Origin of the sequence: Salmonella sp. 32082101201600294FB01SM01 (assembly GCF_017572865.1) — a bacterium.
Taxonomy (GTDB): Bacteria; Pseudomonadota; Gammaproteobacteria; order Enterobacterales; family Enterobacteriaceae; genus Salmonella; species Salmonella enterica.
Window position 1 is genome coordinate 1,715,096 of sequence record NZ_JAGESB010000001.1, and the last position, 16,270, is coordinate 1,731,365.

General features: G+C 37.1%; 16 protein-coding genes and 1 pseudogene. 7 read left to right on the forward strand and 10 right to left on the reverse strand.

The annotated features are described in order from the left end of the window. Positions 1 to 48 precede the first annotated feature (48 nt). The 4 genes from J4645_RS08510 to J4645_RS08525 form a co-directional block, all read right to left on the reverse strand. Complete coding sequence (locus J4645_RS08510) at positions 49 to 981, reverse strand: hypothetical protein (protein ID WP_023214920.1); 933 nt, start codon at positions 979 to 981, stop codon at positions 49 to 51. A gap of 323 nt (positions 982 to 1,304) precedes the next feature. Then, entirely contained in the window at positions 1,305 to 3,101 is a 1,797-nt protein-coding gene (locus J4645_RS08515; RefSeq protein WP_023214921.1) for a tail fiber protein, read from the reverse strand. A gap of 56 nt (positions 3,102 to 3,157) precedes the next feature. Then, positions 3,158 to 3,715 carry a type 4 pilus major pilin gene (locus tag J4645_RS08520; RefSeq protein ID WP_071667776.1) on the reverse strand — a complete coding sequence of 186 codons (558 nt, stop codon included), beginning with the start codon at positions 3,713 to 3,715 and terminating at the stop codon, positions 3,158 to 3,160. Positions 3,716 to 4,121: 406 nt separating this feature from the next. After that, positions 4,122 to 4,427 carry a conjugal transfer protein TraD gene (locus tag J4645_RS08525; RefSeq protein ID WP_023214923.1) on the reverse strand — a complete coding sequence of 102 codons (306 nt, stop codon included), beginning with the start codon at positions 4,425 to 4,427 and terminating at the stop codon, positions 4,122 to 4,124. A gap of 645 nt (positions 4,428 to 5,072) precedes the next feature. Here J4645_RS08525 and mobQ point away from each other — a divergent pair. Together mobQ and tcpC are read left to right on the forward strand one after the other, a co-directional pair. Then, a complete protein-coding gene (mobQ, locus tag J4645_RS08530) occupies positions 5,073 to 6,575 on the forward strand; it encodes a MobQ family relaxase (protein ID WP_023214924.1) in 1,503 nt (500 codons plus the stop codon). A gap of 56 nt (positions 6,576 to 6,631) precedes the next feature. Then, positions 6,632 to 7,555, forward strand: a complete 924-nt coding sequence (gene tcpC, locus J4645_RS08535; protein WP_024147077.1) for an NAD(+) hydrolase TcpC — start codon at positions 6,632 to 6,634, stop codon at positions 7,553 to 7,555. Positions 7,556 to 7,686: 131 nt separating this feature from the next. On the opposite strand, the gene J4645_RS08540 is transcribed toward tcpC, so the two are convergent. Continuing rightward, positions 7,687 to 8,196, reverse strand: coding sequence for a TIR domain-containing protein (locus J4645_RS08540; protein WP_023214926.1), 510 nt, complete (start codon positions 8,194 to 8,196; stop codon positions 7,687 to 7,689). Between the two features lie 136 nt (positions 8,197 to 8,332). On the opposite strand from J4645_RS08540, the gene J4645_RS08545 reads away from it, so the two are divergent. Further along, the gene (locus J4645_RS08545) at positions 8,333 to 9,169 is read left to right on the forward strand and encodes a macro domain-containing protein (protein WP_023377136.1); all 837 of its coding nucleotides are present in this window, start codon (positions 8,333 to 8,335) and stop codon (positions 9,167 to 9,169) included. Between the two features lie 58 nt (positions 9,170 to 9,227). Here J4645_RS08545 and J4645_RS08550 read toward each other — a convergent pair whose 3' ends face one another. Together J4645_RS08550 and J4645_RS08555 are read right to left on the reverse strand one after the other, a co-directional pair. Beyond that, positions 9,228 to 9,503 (reverse strand): hypothetical protein, encoded by a 276-nt coding sequence (locus J4645_RS08550; RefSeq protein WP_023214927.1) that lies wholly within the window; start codon positions 9,501 to 9,503, stop codon positions 9,228 to 9,230. An 11-nt stretch (positions 9,504 to 9,514) separates the two neighbouring features. Further along, the gene (locus tag J4645_RS08555; protein WP_023214928.1) at positions 9,515 to 10,045 is read right to left on the reverse strand and encodes a membrane lipoprotein lipid attachment site-containing protein; all 531 of its coding nucleotides are present in this window, start codon (positions 10,043 to 10,045) and stop codon (positions 9,515 to 9,517) included. Between the two features lie 502 nt (positions 10,046 to 10,547). Here J4645_RS08555 and J4645_RS08560 point away from each other — a divergent pair. Then, positions 10,548 to 11,417, forward strand: coding sequence for a restriction endonuclease (locus J4645_RS08560; RefSeq protein WP_023214929.1), 870 nt, complete (start codon positions 10,548 to 10,550; stop codon positions 11,415 to 11,417). A gap of 109 nt (positions 11,418 to 11,526) precedes the next feature. Here the strand turns inward: J4645_RS08560 and J4645_RS08565 are convergent. From J4645_RS08565 to J4645_RS08575, 3 genes and pseudogenes are all read right to left on the reverse strand, one after another. Beyond that, positions 11,527 to 12,490, reverse strand: a pseudogene (locus J4645_RS08565) (hypothetical protein). 36 nt (positions 12,491 to 12,526) lie between these two features. Then, positions 12,527 to 12,931, reverse strand: a complete 405-nt coding sequence (locus J4645_RS08570; protein ID WP_024147079.1) for a hypothetical protein — start codon at positions 12,929 to 12,931, stop codon at positions 12,527 to 12,529. 84 nt (positions 12,932 to 13,015) lie between these two features. After that, a complete protein-coding gene (locus J4645_RS08575) occupies positions 13,016 to 13,285 on the reverse strand; it encodes a hypothetical protein (RefSeq protein ID WP_023214964.1) in 270 nt (89 codons plus the stop codon). Between the two features lie 851 nt (positions 13,286 to 14,136). Between J4645_RS08575 and J4645_RS08580 the strand changes: the two genes are divergently transcribed. The 3 genes from J4645_RS08580 to J4645_RS08590 all read left to right on the forward strand — a co-directional run bounded on the left by J4645_RS08580 (position 14,137) and on the right by J4645_RS08590 (position 16,233). After that, complete coding sequence (locus J4645_RS08580; RefSeq protein ID WP_023214963.1) at positions 14,137 to 14,871, forward strand: replication/maintenance protein RepL; 735 nt, start codon at positions 14,137 to 14,139, stop codon at positions 14,869 to 14,871. A 27-nt stretch (positions 14,872 to 14,898) separates the two neighbouring features. Continuing rightward, the gene (locus tag J4645_RS08585; RefSeq protein ID WP_023214962.1) at positions 14,899 to 15,699 is read left to right on the forward strand and encodes a hypothetical protein; all 801 of its coding nucleotides are present in this window, start codon (positions 14,899 to 14,901) and stop codon (positions 15,697 to 15,699) included. 78 nt (positions 15,700 to 15,777) lie between these two features. Then, positions 15,778 to 16,233, forward strand: a complete 456-nt coding sequence (locus J4645_RS08590) for a DUF4756 family protein (protein WP_023214961.1) — start codon at positions 15,778 to 15,780, stop codon at positions 16,231 to 16,233. Positions 16,234 to 16,270: the final 37 nt, after the last annotated feature.

The window sequence follows — 16,270 nt, forward strand, 5'->3', positions numbered from 1 at the left end:
TGGCAGGCAGATCTGTGCCATTGCTGTGTCAGTCATTATTATGCAACATCACAACCATCCGACGCTCTCTCGCCACTTGTGGTTAGTAATTTTATCATTTTCGATTATTTTTTTTGAAATAGAGCGAGGTCCCCTTCCAAGGTAATCAGATATTTCTGTTGGGGACATATCAAAATCTACCAACATAACTCTTAGTTTCTCCATTTCCTTTAAAGTCCAAGGCTTGCCATAATTTTCATGGAGAGAAATTTTATGGTTCCTAATCTCTTGCCTTCTCTGAATTCCTTTTTCCCTCTGAGAAATTTCACTTTCAAACTGTGAATGGAACTCTCTGCAAAAGTTTTCATCAATTTTTTTAGAATATAAATTGCTAAAAATAATTTTGGATGCCGAGTCTACATCAGGAACGTCAATAATAAGACATTTAACCTTTTTTAAATAAGGCTTTTCAATTTTACCCAAAATGCTTACGTATTTAGCATTAAAAAAACCACTTAAATCAAAAGATTTAATGAGCTTTGACTGGATTACACTTTCAATTTTAGTTGCATTTGAATAACAGTAATTAGCCATTGGAAGGGCCCACACTACCAGTTGAGGGATATACTTTTCAAATGCAATACTCTCCCATGTGGCATCAAAAGTTTGGTTCTTTGCTAAAATATTCTTAGGTGTATCAAAATGCAGTGTAGTTGAACCCCATATTTCATAATCCCTTGCTAAGGATTGATAGTATTTTATATGGTTTCGAATCTTGTAAGTTGACATAAGACGATACACGTCATCATTGTGGCCTGCATTATAAATTGTTCGGTTTCCTCTCAGGTAGCCTTCATAATGTTCATTAATCCTTCTCCCTACATTACAACTCACCCCAACATAAACAACACGATTAAAAAGCCCTTGATGAACAATAAGATAAACTCCGCTACAGCCAGCCCTCCTAGCATCTGATAAAGAGCCTAAAAATCTCCATTCCATGTTAACTCCATCTTTATGTTAAAATTTTTATTTATCATAATTTAATTGAGATATCAATAAATTAAGTTAACACTTAAGGGATTTTATAGCCATGCATAATTTTAATCACTGTAGCCAGTGATTCTATCGTGTTGTTGCACACAGTATTTGGCCCCCTACACGGAGGTGACATACTCCTTGTTGATGAACACACAGCAATGTTATTGATGCCCCTTTGAGCTTCCGCTATTAGCTCAAAACAGACTGTCAGATTTGATTATGTGCTGCCAGTGAAAACTGTCAGATCAAGTCTGAGCTAATACATATAATATCCCCATAAATAGTCATTGTGCCTGCACGATATAATTCATGGCAACATTCTTAGGTCTTGTTTCATTACCTGCCCGAACGACTCTCGAAGCATCAAACGTATATTTCCTTACTTCATTGCTTTTATGACCTTCATCACCTTCACCTAACGCACCACTATCCGCGAAAGCGCCACCCACATATTTACCGATGTTTCCACTCTGTGATACATCAGCCGCCATATGACCTGTAATATTTTGAATCTGGTCATTTTGATAAGAATTAATAGTTCTTCCTGAGTCGAGTCCTCTTCCCGAATCCAGTCCTCGAATAAATACTCCTCTTAAATCAGGAAGTCTTCCTCTTGGATAGGCTTTTGCTAACTGAGGGTATAGGGCAGTATTAAAAGATTGTCCCCTGCATATTAACCAACCTACAGGCGCTGTATTTGAAGGCCAAGGAACAGGTGAACCAACAGGCAAGTTGCTGACAACAGACCATTTTCCATTAACGCAGGATAATATATTCCCCATGTTGTCTTTAGATATCAGGCCAATACTTGGACATGTCCCACCAGTTGTATTCGTCGATGTAGGTTGTAGAGTATGTCCCTGAATATTTCCAGATGCTGCAATACTACCAGTGCTTCCTGTCCCCGGAGTAATAGCAAAATCACCTTGGTTGGTTTGTTTCCCAAAAACCTGAAGCCTTGTTTCAGTGCTGGTGCCACCATTTCGCCAGATGGTTAGCGGCTTAACAGTATCCAATCTGAACTCATAATCGTTAGCATCTCCACCACCAATACTGAAACTATCACCACCACCGTTATGACCATTAAATTGTCCACCGGATGTGATACTTTTACCTGTATCTAATGTTCCACTAATCGTTCCATTACCAATCGTAGACAGCCCTCCACTAATTTTCAGCGTAGTGAGATCTGTTCGATTGCTTGCCATATGAATAGATAAGGTCTTATCCTTAGACATGGTTATTTCATAGTCGTTATTAGCAGCATCGCCGCCAAAACGGATGGCATCACCATAACCATTATGTGCTATTATTTCTTGTGCTGCGGTTATTTTCCCTTCGGAAGAGACATCCCCACCAAAACTCCCTGTTCCCGATGCGGTAATGTTCTTGGCATTATTAATATCGTTAGTGCCCATATTGAGATTTCCAGTCATAGGTAATGTTCCATCGCGACGCAAGTAAACAGAATACATAGAACTATCATAGCCCACACGGTAAACCAGTAATCCTGCTTTATTAATTGCCGGGTAATCAGTAGACTTTTCTGTCCACACTCCATTATATCCTGATGCCTGAGCAGGCGATTTCGTCATACCGCTATCAATACCTGCTGATTGCATCGATTTTCCTAACAGGTCGTATCGGTTTTTTCCACCTTCGACCCAAGGTATCGTCGTAGCAATCAAACCATTGATAACATAGTTTGGTGATACGCCTGATCGCTTTAACAGGATCTTATAAGAAGACTTTTGGGCATTAACTCCCGCATATGTAGAGGGCAAGAGACTTTCATTCACCAGCGTCTGGTAAGTGATTTCACAGCCATTAGCCGTACAGGTTCTTGGTCCCGGATCGCTACTTTGACTGCGTGAAGATGACAGTGTGGAAAGCTTATCATAGCGAATGCTAATATAACGGTTAACTGCTTCGCCAACCTGTTTCATTTGAGAGCCTACCGCCTGTGCCATTACTGCTTCCTGTTCTTTCCTCATGTCCTGAAACTTCATAAAACCAATAAGAGAACCTATACCTAAAACGATGGTGATCTCTAATAGAGTAAATCCTTTTTTCCTTATCATAATTATATCTCCCATCTGAAAATATGATTCAAAAAGGGCATAAAGTGCCCCTTTAATTAAATAGACGTGAATACTAATGTATTACTTGTGGCGTTATTACATGCTGCGGCGGTAGCTGCTACATCAAGGGTGCCATCTGCAGCTTTTACTACTTTAGAACCCACTTTAGCAGTGTAAAAATTGCCTGCCGCCGCTGTGGTTATTTTCACACATTCTGCTGCTGGCACATTGTCATATGTGATAGTGAAAGAAGAACCTGCCGCAGATGACGGACCTGTAGCTGCCGCAGCCAGCGTCACGTTCCCTTTGAATGTGTTAATTGGTTTAGCTGCATTGCCTGTTCCACTTAACATATTATCAGGGAAGATTTTTGCCTGAACAGCTACTGTGTTCGTTAATCCGGTAAAGCTGGATGCTGACGTATAGAGTGCTTTAACACCTGCCTGTATGGTGGCTATGTTATTACTTTCCGCTTGCGCTCTTTGTGAAGCCTGAACCTTTGGATACACAATAAAAGCCGCAACGACTAATGCCGCAATGATACCTAACACAAGTAATAGTTCGAGTAGTGAGAAACCTTTCTTGCTTTTTCTTTTATTATTTAATAAAACCATTATTATCTCCTTTTTTGTTTTAATGATACCTTCTGTTATAACGCTTCTCTCATATCTGGCAATAGATGGCGTAATATATATTTAACTCTATCTGATAGACGGATGAATTGAAAAAGGCAAAGATCGCTCTTTGCCTTTGGGGAGATTTAAATACAACATTTACTATCACAGCGTTTGTCATTATCACCTTCCCATGAGATATATAATCATATCCGATGAAAAAGTAATAATGACGTTTACTACATAAAGATAAAAATTAACAGATTACTGGTCGAACAGAACGCATGATTGATTGAAAAGGAAAAAATATGTATTAATAAAGGATTATCCTGCGCTCTGTTCTTTTATATAGATAACAGATATTAATTAGATATCAACCCCTGTCATGAAATTTATTTAATATTTTTTATTTTTGTCTGCCATCCATTTGAGCAAGAAACCATCTCCCTGCTTTTATATATTTGATTCTTTCAATATCATTCAACTCAGATGCTGAAAGCAAAATACCCATAACAAGTTCCTTATCCACCTGTTCGACACCACAATTCATAGCCTTGGCTACTTCTGCCCCAAGAATAATCTTAAGCCTTGTTTCAACTTTCTTTTGTTCTGATTTCTCCATTGACTTAAGTCGGTTAAGCTCAAGTTGAGCAAATGCTACTTTCTGCTTTAATGTTTTTTCTGTTCTTGATCTTTTGCTTTCATTATCCATACTACCTCCTTCGATTGTTATATCTTATTTTAATTATCACAAAGATAAATAACGTCAAATTTACACCGTTTTGTCAGAAGGAATAGTTCTGGAGCATCCATAAATAAAATAGTGCAACACATGCGATAGTAATCACTAATACAAAACATTCGACACTCTCCGCGTTACTTATTTTTGTACTTTTGTTATTTTATTTTTACCTGTTGTTTTTTAAATCTGTTTTCAGGTCTTGACCTGTGAATTGTGCAACACATAACACTCCTTGTTTTATTGGTATTTTTTATCAAATTTAGCTATCCCGCCTTACGGCGGGAACAATTAATACTTCTTTTGCCCTTACGGGCCTTTTCTTTACTCTATTTTCCCTTTAGACGTGAAACCTACACCTTTAATCCAGTTTGCGCCTCTTAATCCGGCATATTGTTTTACAACCATCAGTATATTTCGTATTAATTAACTAAGGGGAAGTTTTTACATTGGTTTATTTTTTTAAAGACAATGCCCACCTATACACTGCTACGCAGTGTGTGGGGTCTACCGACGGTTGCTGCCGCAGGCTAAAAGCAAAACCAAGGTCAACGTCAACCCCGAAGTTTTTCTGGCGAAAAACTAACAGCAGCATTTTTATTTGAGGTTATATTTTTAATGGCGATTTTTCATCTGGATTTTAAAATAGTAAAACGAAGCGAAGGCATGACTTCCGTTGCGAAAGCTGCCTACCATGCCCGTACACGTATTACAGATGATCGCATTGGTGAAACATACGATTTTAGTCATCGCTCAGATCTTCATGGTCATATTATATTGGCTCCTGTTTCCGCTCCTGCTCATATTGTTGAAAGTTCCTCAGCGTTATGGAATGAAGTTGAAAGAGTGGAACGCCAGAACAATGGTCAAACAGCCCGTTATTTTGATGTCGCTATCCCCGAAGAACTCAGCAATGATGACAAGAAAAAATTAGTTGCCGAATACTGCCAGAAGAACTTTGTTGATAAAGGAATGATTGCTGATATCGCATTCCACGATTTAGATGGTAAGAATCCACACGCTCACATCATGTTAACCCTGAAAACTATCACCACTGCTGGCTTCGGTAAAAAAGACAGAAGCTGGAATGATAAGAAGATGATGCTCCAATGGCGTGAGTCGTGGGCAACGATGTCGAACAGCTACCTTGAGGCCTCAGGCAGTGAAGAACGTATCGATCACCGCTCTCTCAGGACGCAATGTGCTGATGCCCTTGCTCAGGCAGAAGAAGCATTCAGCGCTGAAGAAAAAGCATTCTGGCTTGCCAAGGCAACGGAAACCAATCGTCCAGCAATGCAGCGTGTTCATCGTGCCAAGTGGAATGACACCGAGTCACAGGAACAACGAGCTGCTGAACAAGCCCTACGCAATCATCAAATTGAAGAAGCTAAGAAGGTCTACACCACATTCAGTGAACTGCCACTGGAGATCGTCGTCGATGTTAGAAGTTTTACGATTACACATCTTGCTGAACCAGAAGAGATTGTTCTACCAGACTTCCCGGCAACAAAAGAACTGCAGCCTGTTATGACGACATCAGAACCATACAGAAAACCAGCAGCAAAATCTTACCGTGATCCCAATAAAACCAGTAAAGTTGGTATGGTAGGAGAAGGAACTCCTGTTCTGGTTGCGCCTGAACCAAATGCATCCACTAAATTGAAAATCCCATCTCTTCAAAACACCAGAGCGATGAACCGTGCTCCTATGAGGAGTAGAAAACAGACTAAGCCCCGCCAGAATGGTTTGTTTAAACGTTTCACGCTACTGATAGTAGGATATATAAGAGAGAAATTTATATGGGCCAGAAGGAAACCCGATACCACTGATGCTGATCATGATAAGCGTGTCGCAGAGAACTATGTCTATGATGAAGTGTTGGGTGTCAATGTTCCACGCTCAGTGTTTGAAAAACGCGCCAAATTTAACAATGACCAAACATCACCAGAAGCAGAAGTCCACGTTAACGAATCAGATATTAATAAGACTGTTCGTTTCCCAAATCGTTCTGAGCAAGAACAAACGGAGGTCAACAAACACATGGAATTTATACTATCTATTGGTGGAAAACCTTCTATGCCAAAGTTAAAACCAACTAACAGAAAATCTAACATCAAATAGTAATGTTATCCCCACTATTAATTTTTAATCAAATGCATGTTACATAGGTTCAAAATGTGATAACATATGGAAATATAGAATTTTTTATATGCTTGGTGAATGTTTTGGACAACAATATATATAATATCCTTTTCTTCATCTTTCTTTCAATAGCAATTCCATTCCTTTTATTCCTCGCATGGAAACAGCACCTAAAAACCAAAGAGATTCGTTCATATCTATTGAAAGAGGGATATAATATTATTTTCAGTGGAGAAGGTAACTCATACCTCGCGTTTAATACTAGTAATGCGACATTTCGTGCAGGTAATTTAACTTCCAATGATTATTTTCAAGCATCAATTTCTTATATCCACGATTATAGATGGGAGTGGAAGGAGGTTGACGCAAGGAAAATAAACAATATATTTATCATTTACATTTCGGATATTGATTTCCCTTCCCAAAAACTATTTTATCGCAATAATAAAATTTTAGCAGAAATAGACTGGGCAAAATTACAAGCAATTTTTCATCAACCATATGAAATACAGAATGACGTCATGCAAGATAACAATAATACGCACTATGATTTTTTCATATCGCATGCAAATGAGGATAAAGATACTTTTGTCAGACCACTGGTAGACGAGTTAAATCGACTTGGTGTAATTATTTGGTATGATGAACAGACACTTGAAGTCGGCGATAGCTTAAGGAGAAATATTGATTTAGGCCTAAGAAAAGCAAATTATGGCATAGTCATACTTTCTCATAACTTTCTAAACAAAAAATGGACACAATACGAATTAGATAGTTTAATTAATCGTGCAGTGTATGATGATAATAAGATTATATTGCCAATCTGGCATAATATCAATGCTCAAGAGGTATCTAAATACAGCCATTATTTGGCGGATAAAATGGCCCTGCAAACTTCTTTATATAGCGTTAAGGAAATAGCAAGAGAGTTGGCTGAGATAGCATACAGGAGAAGATAAAACAATAAACCATAAGTATTTAATATCTTCGATGCATAAAATCAATTGTATTAACGCATCTAAATAGTATGTTTGTTATGGAATGAGTGTTCCGTGCTCATTCCACATATTGTTTAGTATACGTTGAAATATTACAGGCCTAACTTAGTATAAACAGATGTAGGGTATAGATAACTACCACTATTTGAACTTGAGTAATAGTTAACACAGTAATTATCTAATGCATATTTAATAATTTTAGGTTGGAAGGAGACAGATACTGTATAATGCTCTAAATCTAAAAGCGGTTTAGGAATGAAGTTCTTATCGACTGTTCTATCTCCGTCTAAATTAGCTATTACAACAGGAAGATTAAATTCTACGATAAGATCTATTTCATGGGCAAGAAACGATACTCCATCGCTACCTTTTCTCTTAGTATTACCACTTCCCAACAGTACTACTTGTTTAGCATTTTTCATCCTTTCGCGGAGGTTTCGCTTTATGGTTTCAGGCTTACTTGTATCCCTTGAAATAAAGAGATCATGAGCATCAAAAAAGTTAAAGTCTATGTTTTCATTTGCTTTCCATGCTTCCATTAAACGATAAAACTTTATATCTTCACTTGCAAAAGCCACATATGTCTTATTACGATAACTCATATAGTCCCCATGAAGCAGTCAACATTAGTAACAACATGTTGAAAATACCTTATATATCAGATAGTGTAAACATCATTTATAAGAAACCACTATCAACACACTTGAATTACATATAATTAACAAGGTTGGTACAAAAATGGCGAAAGTTAACTTTTTCGATAAGCGTATACTTAAAAAATTTTCAGACTACACATCAACTATAAGTACCATATTTTCACTTTTTTTGATTTTCGTAGACATTCCAACAGAAAACAAACTAACACTTGGCATTATATTTTTAATTATTTTATTCTTACTGTATTTCGGCATATGGTTTAAATCAAATAATCTTTCGGAAGTTAATTTAGATGTTGAGGGCAGCATTGTTACTGTAAAAGCAGGTGATTTATTCAGACAAGATGGATTCAAGGTCATTGCTTTTAATGAATATTTTGACACGCAAGTTGATGATGTTGTCATTTCTCATAATTCACTTAATGGATTATATATTGATAACTATTTAGCGGGATCCGTATCTGATTTAGACCATCGTATTTCAAATCATCATTTTGAAGAAGATGAACTGCTTGAGGTTAACCATAAAAGAAAAGTGGGTAAAACACAAAAATATTCGCTAGGAACTATCTTCGTTAATAGTGATTATCTATTAACTGCGTTTTCAAAATTTGACGATAAAAATAGAGCTTTTCTTACAATGCCGGATTATCTAGCATTTTTAATAAATTTTTGGGACAAAGTTAATCGTATATATGCACAAAAAAGTGTCTCTGTTCCTATCTTTGGATCTGGAATCACTAGAATAAAGGAGCATAAAAATATTAGCGATGAGGATTTACTTAAAATAATGTTGTGGACTTTTAGAATAAGTGAAATGAGGTTTAAATTTCCGGCAAAGCTTACTATCGTTATTCACAAAGATAAGATAGATAAAATAAACTTATTGGATATAAAATCAGCGAGAAATGGTCTTTAGTCATATTTATATATGGGCGAACCATGAAACGTCGCCCATTATATGATTTTTTCGCTTTTTACATCCTTCGCCTAAACACTATATTATCAGCAAAAATAACTTTGCCAGCAACAAACCCTACAATAGCAATTATCGGAAGGCTGATAGTAGCTCCAGCCATACCTGTTGACATACCAATAAGAATAGATAGACCAAAAGACAACAGAATACTCACGAAAGCATACCACTTGGGGTAGGCACCATATGACACAGTCGCTAAGCAACCTGTGCAAACATGAACCCCGCGCTGGCTCTCTTTAAAACAGAACGGGCATTTGATGGTATTGTTTTCCATGAACGGTCCCTTTAGTTGGCTTTCCAGCCATTGCTGGTTTTAAAGAGATTCATTGCGCCATCAGCAGGTTCATTCATCCCTTTAACGTTGGCGAACGCTTTTTTGTCAATCCAGTCCGGAACGTCAACCAGCTTCCATGTATAAGATACGCGAACAACCTTCTGACCGCCGTTACCCGGTTCCGTCCATTCCTTGATCTCGTCAACAGCACGACGACCGACACAAGCACCGTCTGTTGTGCTCCAGACTTTAGCTTTTACTCCTTCGTCTGTTATCCCTAAGACGTTCGAATCATAGCCCTGCTCAAAGACCATCATTCCCTGCTCAACAAATCCATCGAGGATCACTGAATTCGTGCCTGTGCCAGTCGAATCAAGCCGTGGCTTGGCAAGATGGATGGGGAAGCTGGTATTATTGTTATCCAGTGAGTAGCAGTATTTGTTCTGCCCAATTTTGGCGTTGATCGCCTTCTCGAAATCGCCTTTTTCACCACATCCCGCCAGCGCCAGAGTTGTGCCAGCAACGAGTAAAATCTTCTTCATTTTCCTATCTCCTTTGTGATAGCGAACAGCGCCGTCCTGCTAGCAGCGGATGAGTGCCATGCAAGGAGAGAACCGACTTTCGCGATCGATATCAGTAACTAACAAATTGATATAATTAAATTATTTTTTCTATTCGTCATATTGTTTCTATCGATCGATGATGATCAATTGATAGTTTTTGTCTATCATAAATAATTTATTGATCTGTTATACCGATCGATTTTTATAACTACTCACCTTGCTGAACGAGTGCGAGTGGGATATATGGAGAGGAAGTGAGTGGCATCGTTCTGCACTACGGGTGATTTTTATTATCAAGATAAGCTACAATATTGCTTTAGCAGCAGGTAGCAATATAGAGAAGATAATCTGTGATATTTCTGGAGAATGACCTTCCGCTGAGGAGCGGCAAAATGATTGATCGGGTTTAACGACAATGATAGCATTTGCCATTATTTGGTATTAAATTGATCTGAGAGATAACAGATATAAGGATTCTCACATGGCTAATTCAGGAAAAGGATATGAAGAACTTGTCAGAGATATCCAACGTTCTTTAATTAATGCAGGAAATGTCCCTAGCCTTAAAAATATAAATATTGAGAAAAATAAAAAGATCAAAGACCGTTCAGGTATTGACAGAGAATTTGACATATATTGGGAGTTTGAAATCGGAGGCCATACCTATCGTTCAGTTATTGAGTGTAAGGACTATTCCTCCCGGGTGTCTATTGAAAAGATAGATGCTTTTATCAGCAAAACAAATGATATACCGGGTTTAAACTTAATTTATGCAACACGGACAGGATATCAGAGTGGCGCAAAGATAAAAGCAGAGCAACATAACATTCAACTGCTTGTTATCAGAGATCAGCAAGAACAAGACTGGACGGATGAAGATGGAACTCCATATTTAAAGACAATCAACTTTAATATACCCTTCCAAATCCCTCCAAAAATATTCAGTTTCGAGTTAAATATTGATCAGGAATGGTTGAAATCACAAAATACCTATACAGCACAAAGCATAGGAAATATTTTTAAAACTGAAAAGTCAGATTCCATTTTCATTTGTAATGTAAACAACAACGAGCGTTACAGTATTCATGATCTATCGAAACTACTTCACAAAAAAGATAATAACATGAAATACGGAGAAAACGCATATACTGAAGAAATTGAAAATGGTCATATTGAAAGCGCAGACTCAAGCATTAAAATAAAAATTAAAGGTTATAGTTGTAAATATATGTACTACAGGCCAATAGCGAACATTTTCCAAGTCGATTTCTCTGAACAAATCAAGGCCATTGTAGAAGATTTCATAACAGGGAAGAAAAAATGGGTATTGAAAAATGGCATTGTAAAATAAATATTCCATCGTAATGAGAACTCTTAATGCATTTATTATTTGCATAAAAATAAACTGTATCGAAAGTACAGTTTTAGTTGATTTTTAATGACTACTAAAAACCATTTAGTTATGAATATTGCTCTGGAGGCTCCGCTATTTTGATACCACCAATACGTATAGGTAGCTCACCTTCTCGCTGGCACAGCTTCTTAATGGATTGCCACTCCTCAGCTTCTGTTTCCATGTGAGCAGTGGCCGAATCAAAAGCACCTTCAGCTACGACTATAGTAGGTTCTTTATCTGTTTCATTGGCTACCAGCTCCGTTTTTGATACCTCGGTCAGTTCTTCTTCCAGTCCGGCCAAACTCGCTTTCAGTTCATCAAGACTACTGGCGGCGTCTCTTGGCGCATAGAAGAACAGCCCGCTAATGAAGATGGCTTCCATAACCTCACTGAAAGAAAACGAGGTATCGCCATAAACGAAGCAACTGTGCTTGGAACTCTTCACACCCGATACGTTTTTCTTCAGCAAACCGTCTTTCGATGAAGTCATCAATGTCTGTTTGCTATAGAGGATTACAGGCAGATTCTTTATCTCGTGAACATCACCACTGATGCTCCAGCGTTCTTTATCACCTTTAATGAAGCCAGAAGCCTCACAGCCACTTTCAATCTCAAATTCATCGGTCAGAACGCGTTCCCGGTTTAAATAGTCAGAAAAATCCTCACCATCCTGCATGTCCTGACGTTTATAAGCGCGGTAAACCATGCTACGACGATCAATCCCAATCCATTCAATATCCCAATGTCGTTGGCCCGGACGGTTTTTTAACCTCATCTATATAAGCACCAACATTTCTGTCCAGATAAGCCGCTAACAAAGCCTTCCACGGTTCTATTGCCAGAAAGATACTTGCCAGCGTTGTTCCTTCTTCAATCAGAACGGTGTGGTGGAAGAAACGGAGAAGAAAGAAGGGATCGGTATTGGCTATCGCGTTCTGGATGGATAGCAATGGAACGGCAGCGGTTTCATCGTAATCGGACTGAAACCGCAGTATTGCATCGGAACAGAAAATTAACTTACCTTCCATCGCTCATCGCCTCCTGACGTTATCAGACAACGCATTTTACCAGAACACTGCCACTTGTCGCATTTTACTTTTTACTGGTTCATATTCATTGATATGTTCCTTAAAGATGCTTATCGCTTTTGGCAATGGCTTGTTAAGTAATCCATTAATTTCCTGAGATGTTTTTCCGTTTCTGACTACCACGATATGTCCAAGAGTTAGATCCTGTCTTATCATCGGATTTAATGGTTCTATACCTATGCTAATCCCCGTGTTTTTATATTTAGCAACCGGATATCCAAGTGAACTATGGATTACAATATTGCCACTATCTGCAAGCCTTGATAACATTCTGTCGCTATATATCGCTTTTCTTAAATCCTCTAAAACAGGGATATAGTGTTTATCCATGTTTCCTGTTAAAGTTGTAGGCAAGTAGATCTTTGTTTTTATTTTTAGCATGATATTTTTCCTGTTATTGTTTTTATTTAATACCATGCAACTAATCATAATATCAAAAATATTTATGGTATTTTGATAAAAGTTTTATAACATTTGCGATTTTATAGTTTCTTCACTCATCTGTGTGATTTCTGAAACCAAACGGATATAAATATTTTTCAACCTGTCTTTATCGCAACGACTTGCACACTCTGATAACAGATAATGACTATAATTATTGACACAAATGTTGTTGCCGTTTTCAAGAGTTAATTTCAATCCGTGGTCTGTATCTTCTACTTTGCTTACAATAGAGATCATAAATGGTGTTTTGTCATGGGGATGGAAGAGTGTGATCATTTTGATATTGTTCATTGTATTTTCCTTTTTTATTTATTACTGGTTAATACTCCATCGTAAGCGTAAAAATCAAATATATTTGTATTTTCTTCATGATTTTGTTTCTTATTTTTAAACTTCTTTTTGAAAAAATCTTTATCTCTGTGCTTGCACACGGCTACGCCCTGACACTGGCATTTATTCATTAACTTCGATATTGATGGAATCTATTCGAACATTATTGGAACTATTTTCATTATCAAGTTAGAATTCAGATCCTGTGTTCGAACATAGTATTTCCCTCTGACATATAGCATTTGCTCTTAAACGCATAGAAAAACTATATCCTTAGTAGCAGCACTTCGTGATTGTTGCCAACAATCACTTTGCTGGACAGGGCTTGTCCCTGTTAATGATGGATTTATCCAAAAAAGATCGCGTCGAAGACGCATATAAAGTAAAAGGAATATTAATTAAGCTCTCACAATAAAAAGCAGCGGTTTGTGATTGTTCAACACAATCACTTCGCTGATAGCAGTTATTAAGGAATACCACATCCCTTGTAAAACCACTAAAACATAACACAAAAGTAAAACTGGACTCTCTTAACTTCTTACTAATTATTTAATTATAAGCATAGTCCCGGACCAGTAATATAGCGGCTTCGCAACTTTTTTTCCTATGTTCGAACATAGCAAACTCCTATGTTCAAACATAGATCCGTCCTATGTTCGAACATAGCAAGCTCTATGCTCGAACATAGTTTTTTTAACATATAATATTGTCATAAGAATAAACTTTCTATTTTATTTATAGTTCTACTATTGACTTTCATTTTTTTGCATAGTATTAAAATACATATAACAAAAATAATAAGAGAGAATAATATGAATACAAATGATGCTGATCTATTACACTTATTTGAATCATTAACCACCGAGCAAAAGATTGATATCGCAAAGCGCTTGCTACAAAACAAAGAAATAAAATCAACGACAGTTATTTCTTCTGAGGAAGATAAAGCAATCTCGTTTTCGCAACCTTATGTATTTGCTTTTACTTCCAACTTTCGTATTTTTTCTGACCTTGATATTTCTAAGAATGAATTCCGCGTATTAACATATATCTTGGAATATATGGAGTTTGGGAACCTGATTAATCTTTCACAATCATCACTGTGCAAAGCACTGAATATCGCTTCCGGTAATATGTCTAACATTTTCAAAAAACTCAGGCAGAAAGGAATACTCGTCGAGCATCATGGACATCTCTACATCAACTCTAATATCTTCGCAAAAGGAATGAGCCATCAACTGGATCAGAAACGTAAAGAACAACTGAGCAACGCTCGCAATCTTTGCGCAGAAATAGAACAGTATCCAGAAAGTTATTCAGCTATGTCAAAAAGTGAAAGAAGAACCCTTTCCTTAGAAACTGAAACCAAAGAAATCTATACTGACGCATTTGTTTTCAGTAAGAAGAAAAAGAATAACGCTGTTCCTAATACCAACAATAGCATACATATTGATAAACCACGAAAAGTATATAAAAGAACAAAGGAAAATGAGGAAGCAAGAAGAAACGCTGTTGACGCAGACTCTCATATGCAGAAAGTATCCTGATAAAATAACAACAACAAGGAAATAACAATGAAAAAACTACCCGGTTCGCTTGAGATTAAGCTCCACGAAAAACTATCCAAGAGTGATATACTAAATATATTGGCTGAGCAGATGACTATGCTTGAGGAAACATTTGGCATTCAGGAGTTTAAGATTTTCTCTTACCTTGAATGCTATATTGGAGATAAGAAACAAGCATTATATTATAGAAGTCGCAACAGTGCCGTAGCCACATTCAAATTAAAGGGTCTTGAATCCCCTGTAAACACGGCTAAGCTCATATCAAAAGAAAACGGACAACGTATTGTTTCCTTTGATAAAGAACTGGATATAGACAGAATATCTGCTACAGTCCGAAATATACAAAACAATAATCCTTATCAGGGGTGGTCTGAAGGTATCAGTGTTGTTCCTGCCACAATCATTAGTAAAATAATCCAAGAGGATATAATACGAGCGCAGGAAGAACAAGGCAGACTTTACCGTATTGAACAACAGCACAAGAAAGAAGAACAAATACGCAAAGCGAAAGAAAGAGATGAGTATGAACGACCTTTAAAGGCTTTTATTTCTTCAAAAATAAAAGAAAGTGGTTTATCTGAGAAGGATTTCAAAAAGCAGGTTTGTTCAAGCTGCGACTATCTGAAAGATCGTTCCACAAAATCAAGATACTTTACTGAACGACCTGACTTGTTAGAAAAATATTATAATGAAAGATTAATCCGCTATTCAATCAAAAGACCAGATGGTAAAGTTGGTAAGGTCGAAATCTATACTGAAATGGGTGAGTTGATTTTTGAACAATATAAAATACTTCACCTTATTTAATTCCCTACCGGAATTTGACACTTATGCCATACCTCGTAATATATAATATATCCACTATTTTTATTAACAAGGTCTCATATGAGAAAAGTAAAAACAGACAACAGTGATTTAATCGAATACGTAAATACAGTCAAAGAACTAAAAAAACATATTACGATTGAGGAATACAGAAATGAATATCGTAGACTACGCTCCGATGGTATTCCTTTAATAAAAGCCCAAAAGTTTAAATCTGCACACACTGAACTTCGCAGACTTGAAAAAAAGAGAGAATCTCTTATTGAATACTTTATTGACGAGTTAAATCCCATCAGTAGTTCAAAAGCTAATACGTCAGCAAGATCATCAGGTAATCTTGATCTGTTCAACGAACGTGTATTATACCGTAAGGCCATTTCAGAAAAGAGTGATGAAGAAATAATATCCCTAATCATAAAACAGCGTACAGAAGCCGCTATTGAGTTCCAGCGTTCCATAGAACAAAGTCTTGAGCAACTCTCTCACATCTCGTCAGAGTTCGAGCCATCAAGCTAAAAGCGTAGAAAAATGTCTCGTTAAAGAACAGCTCTAT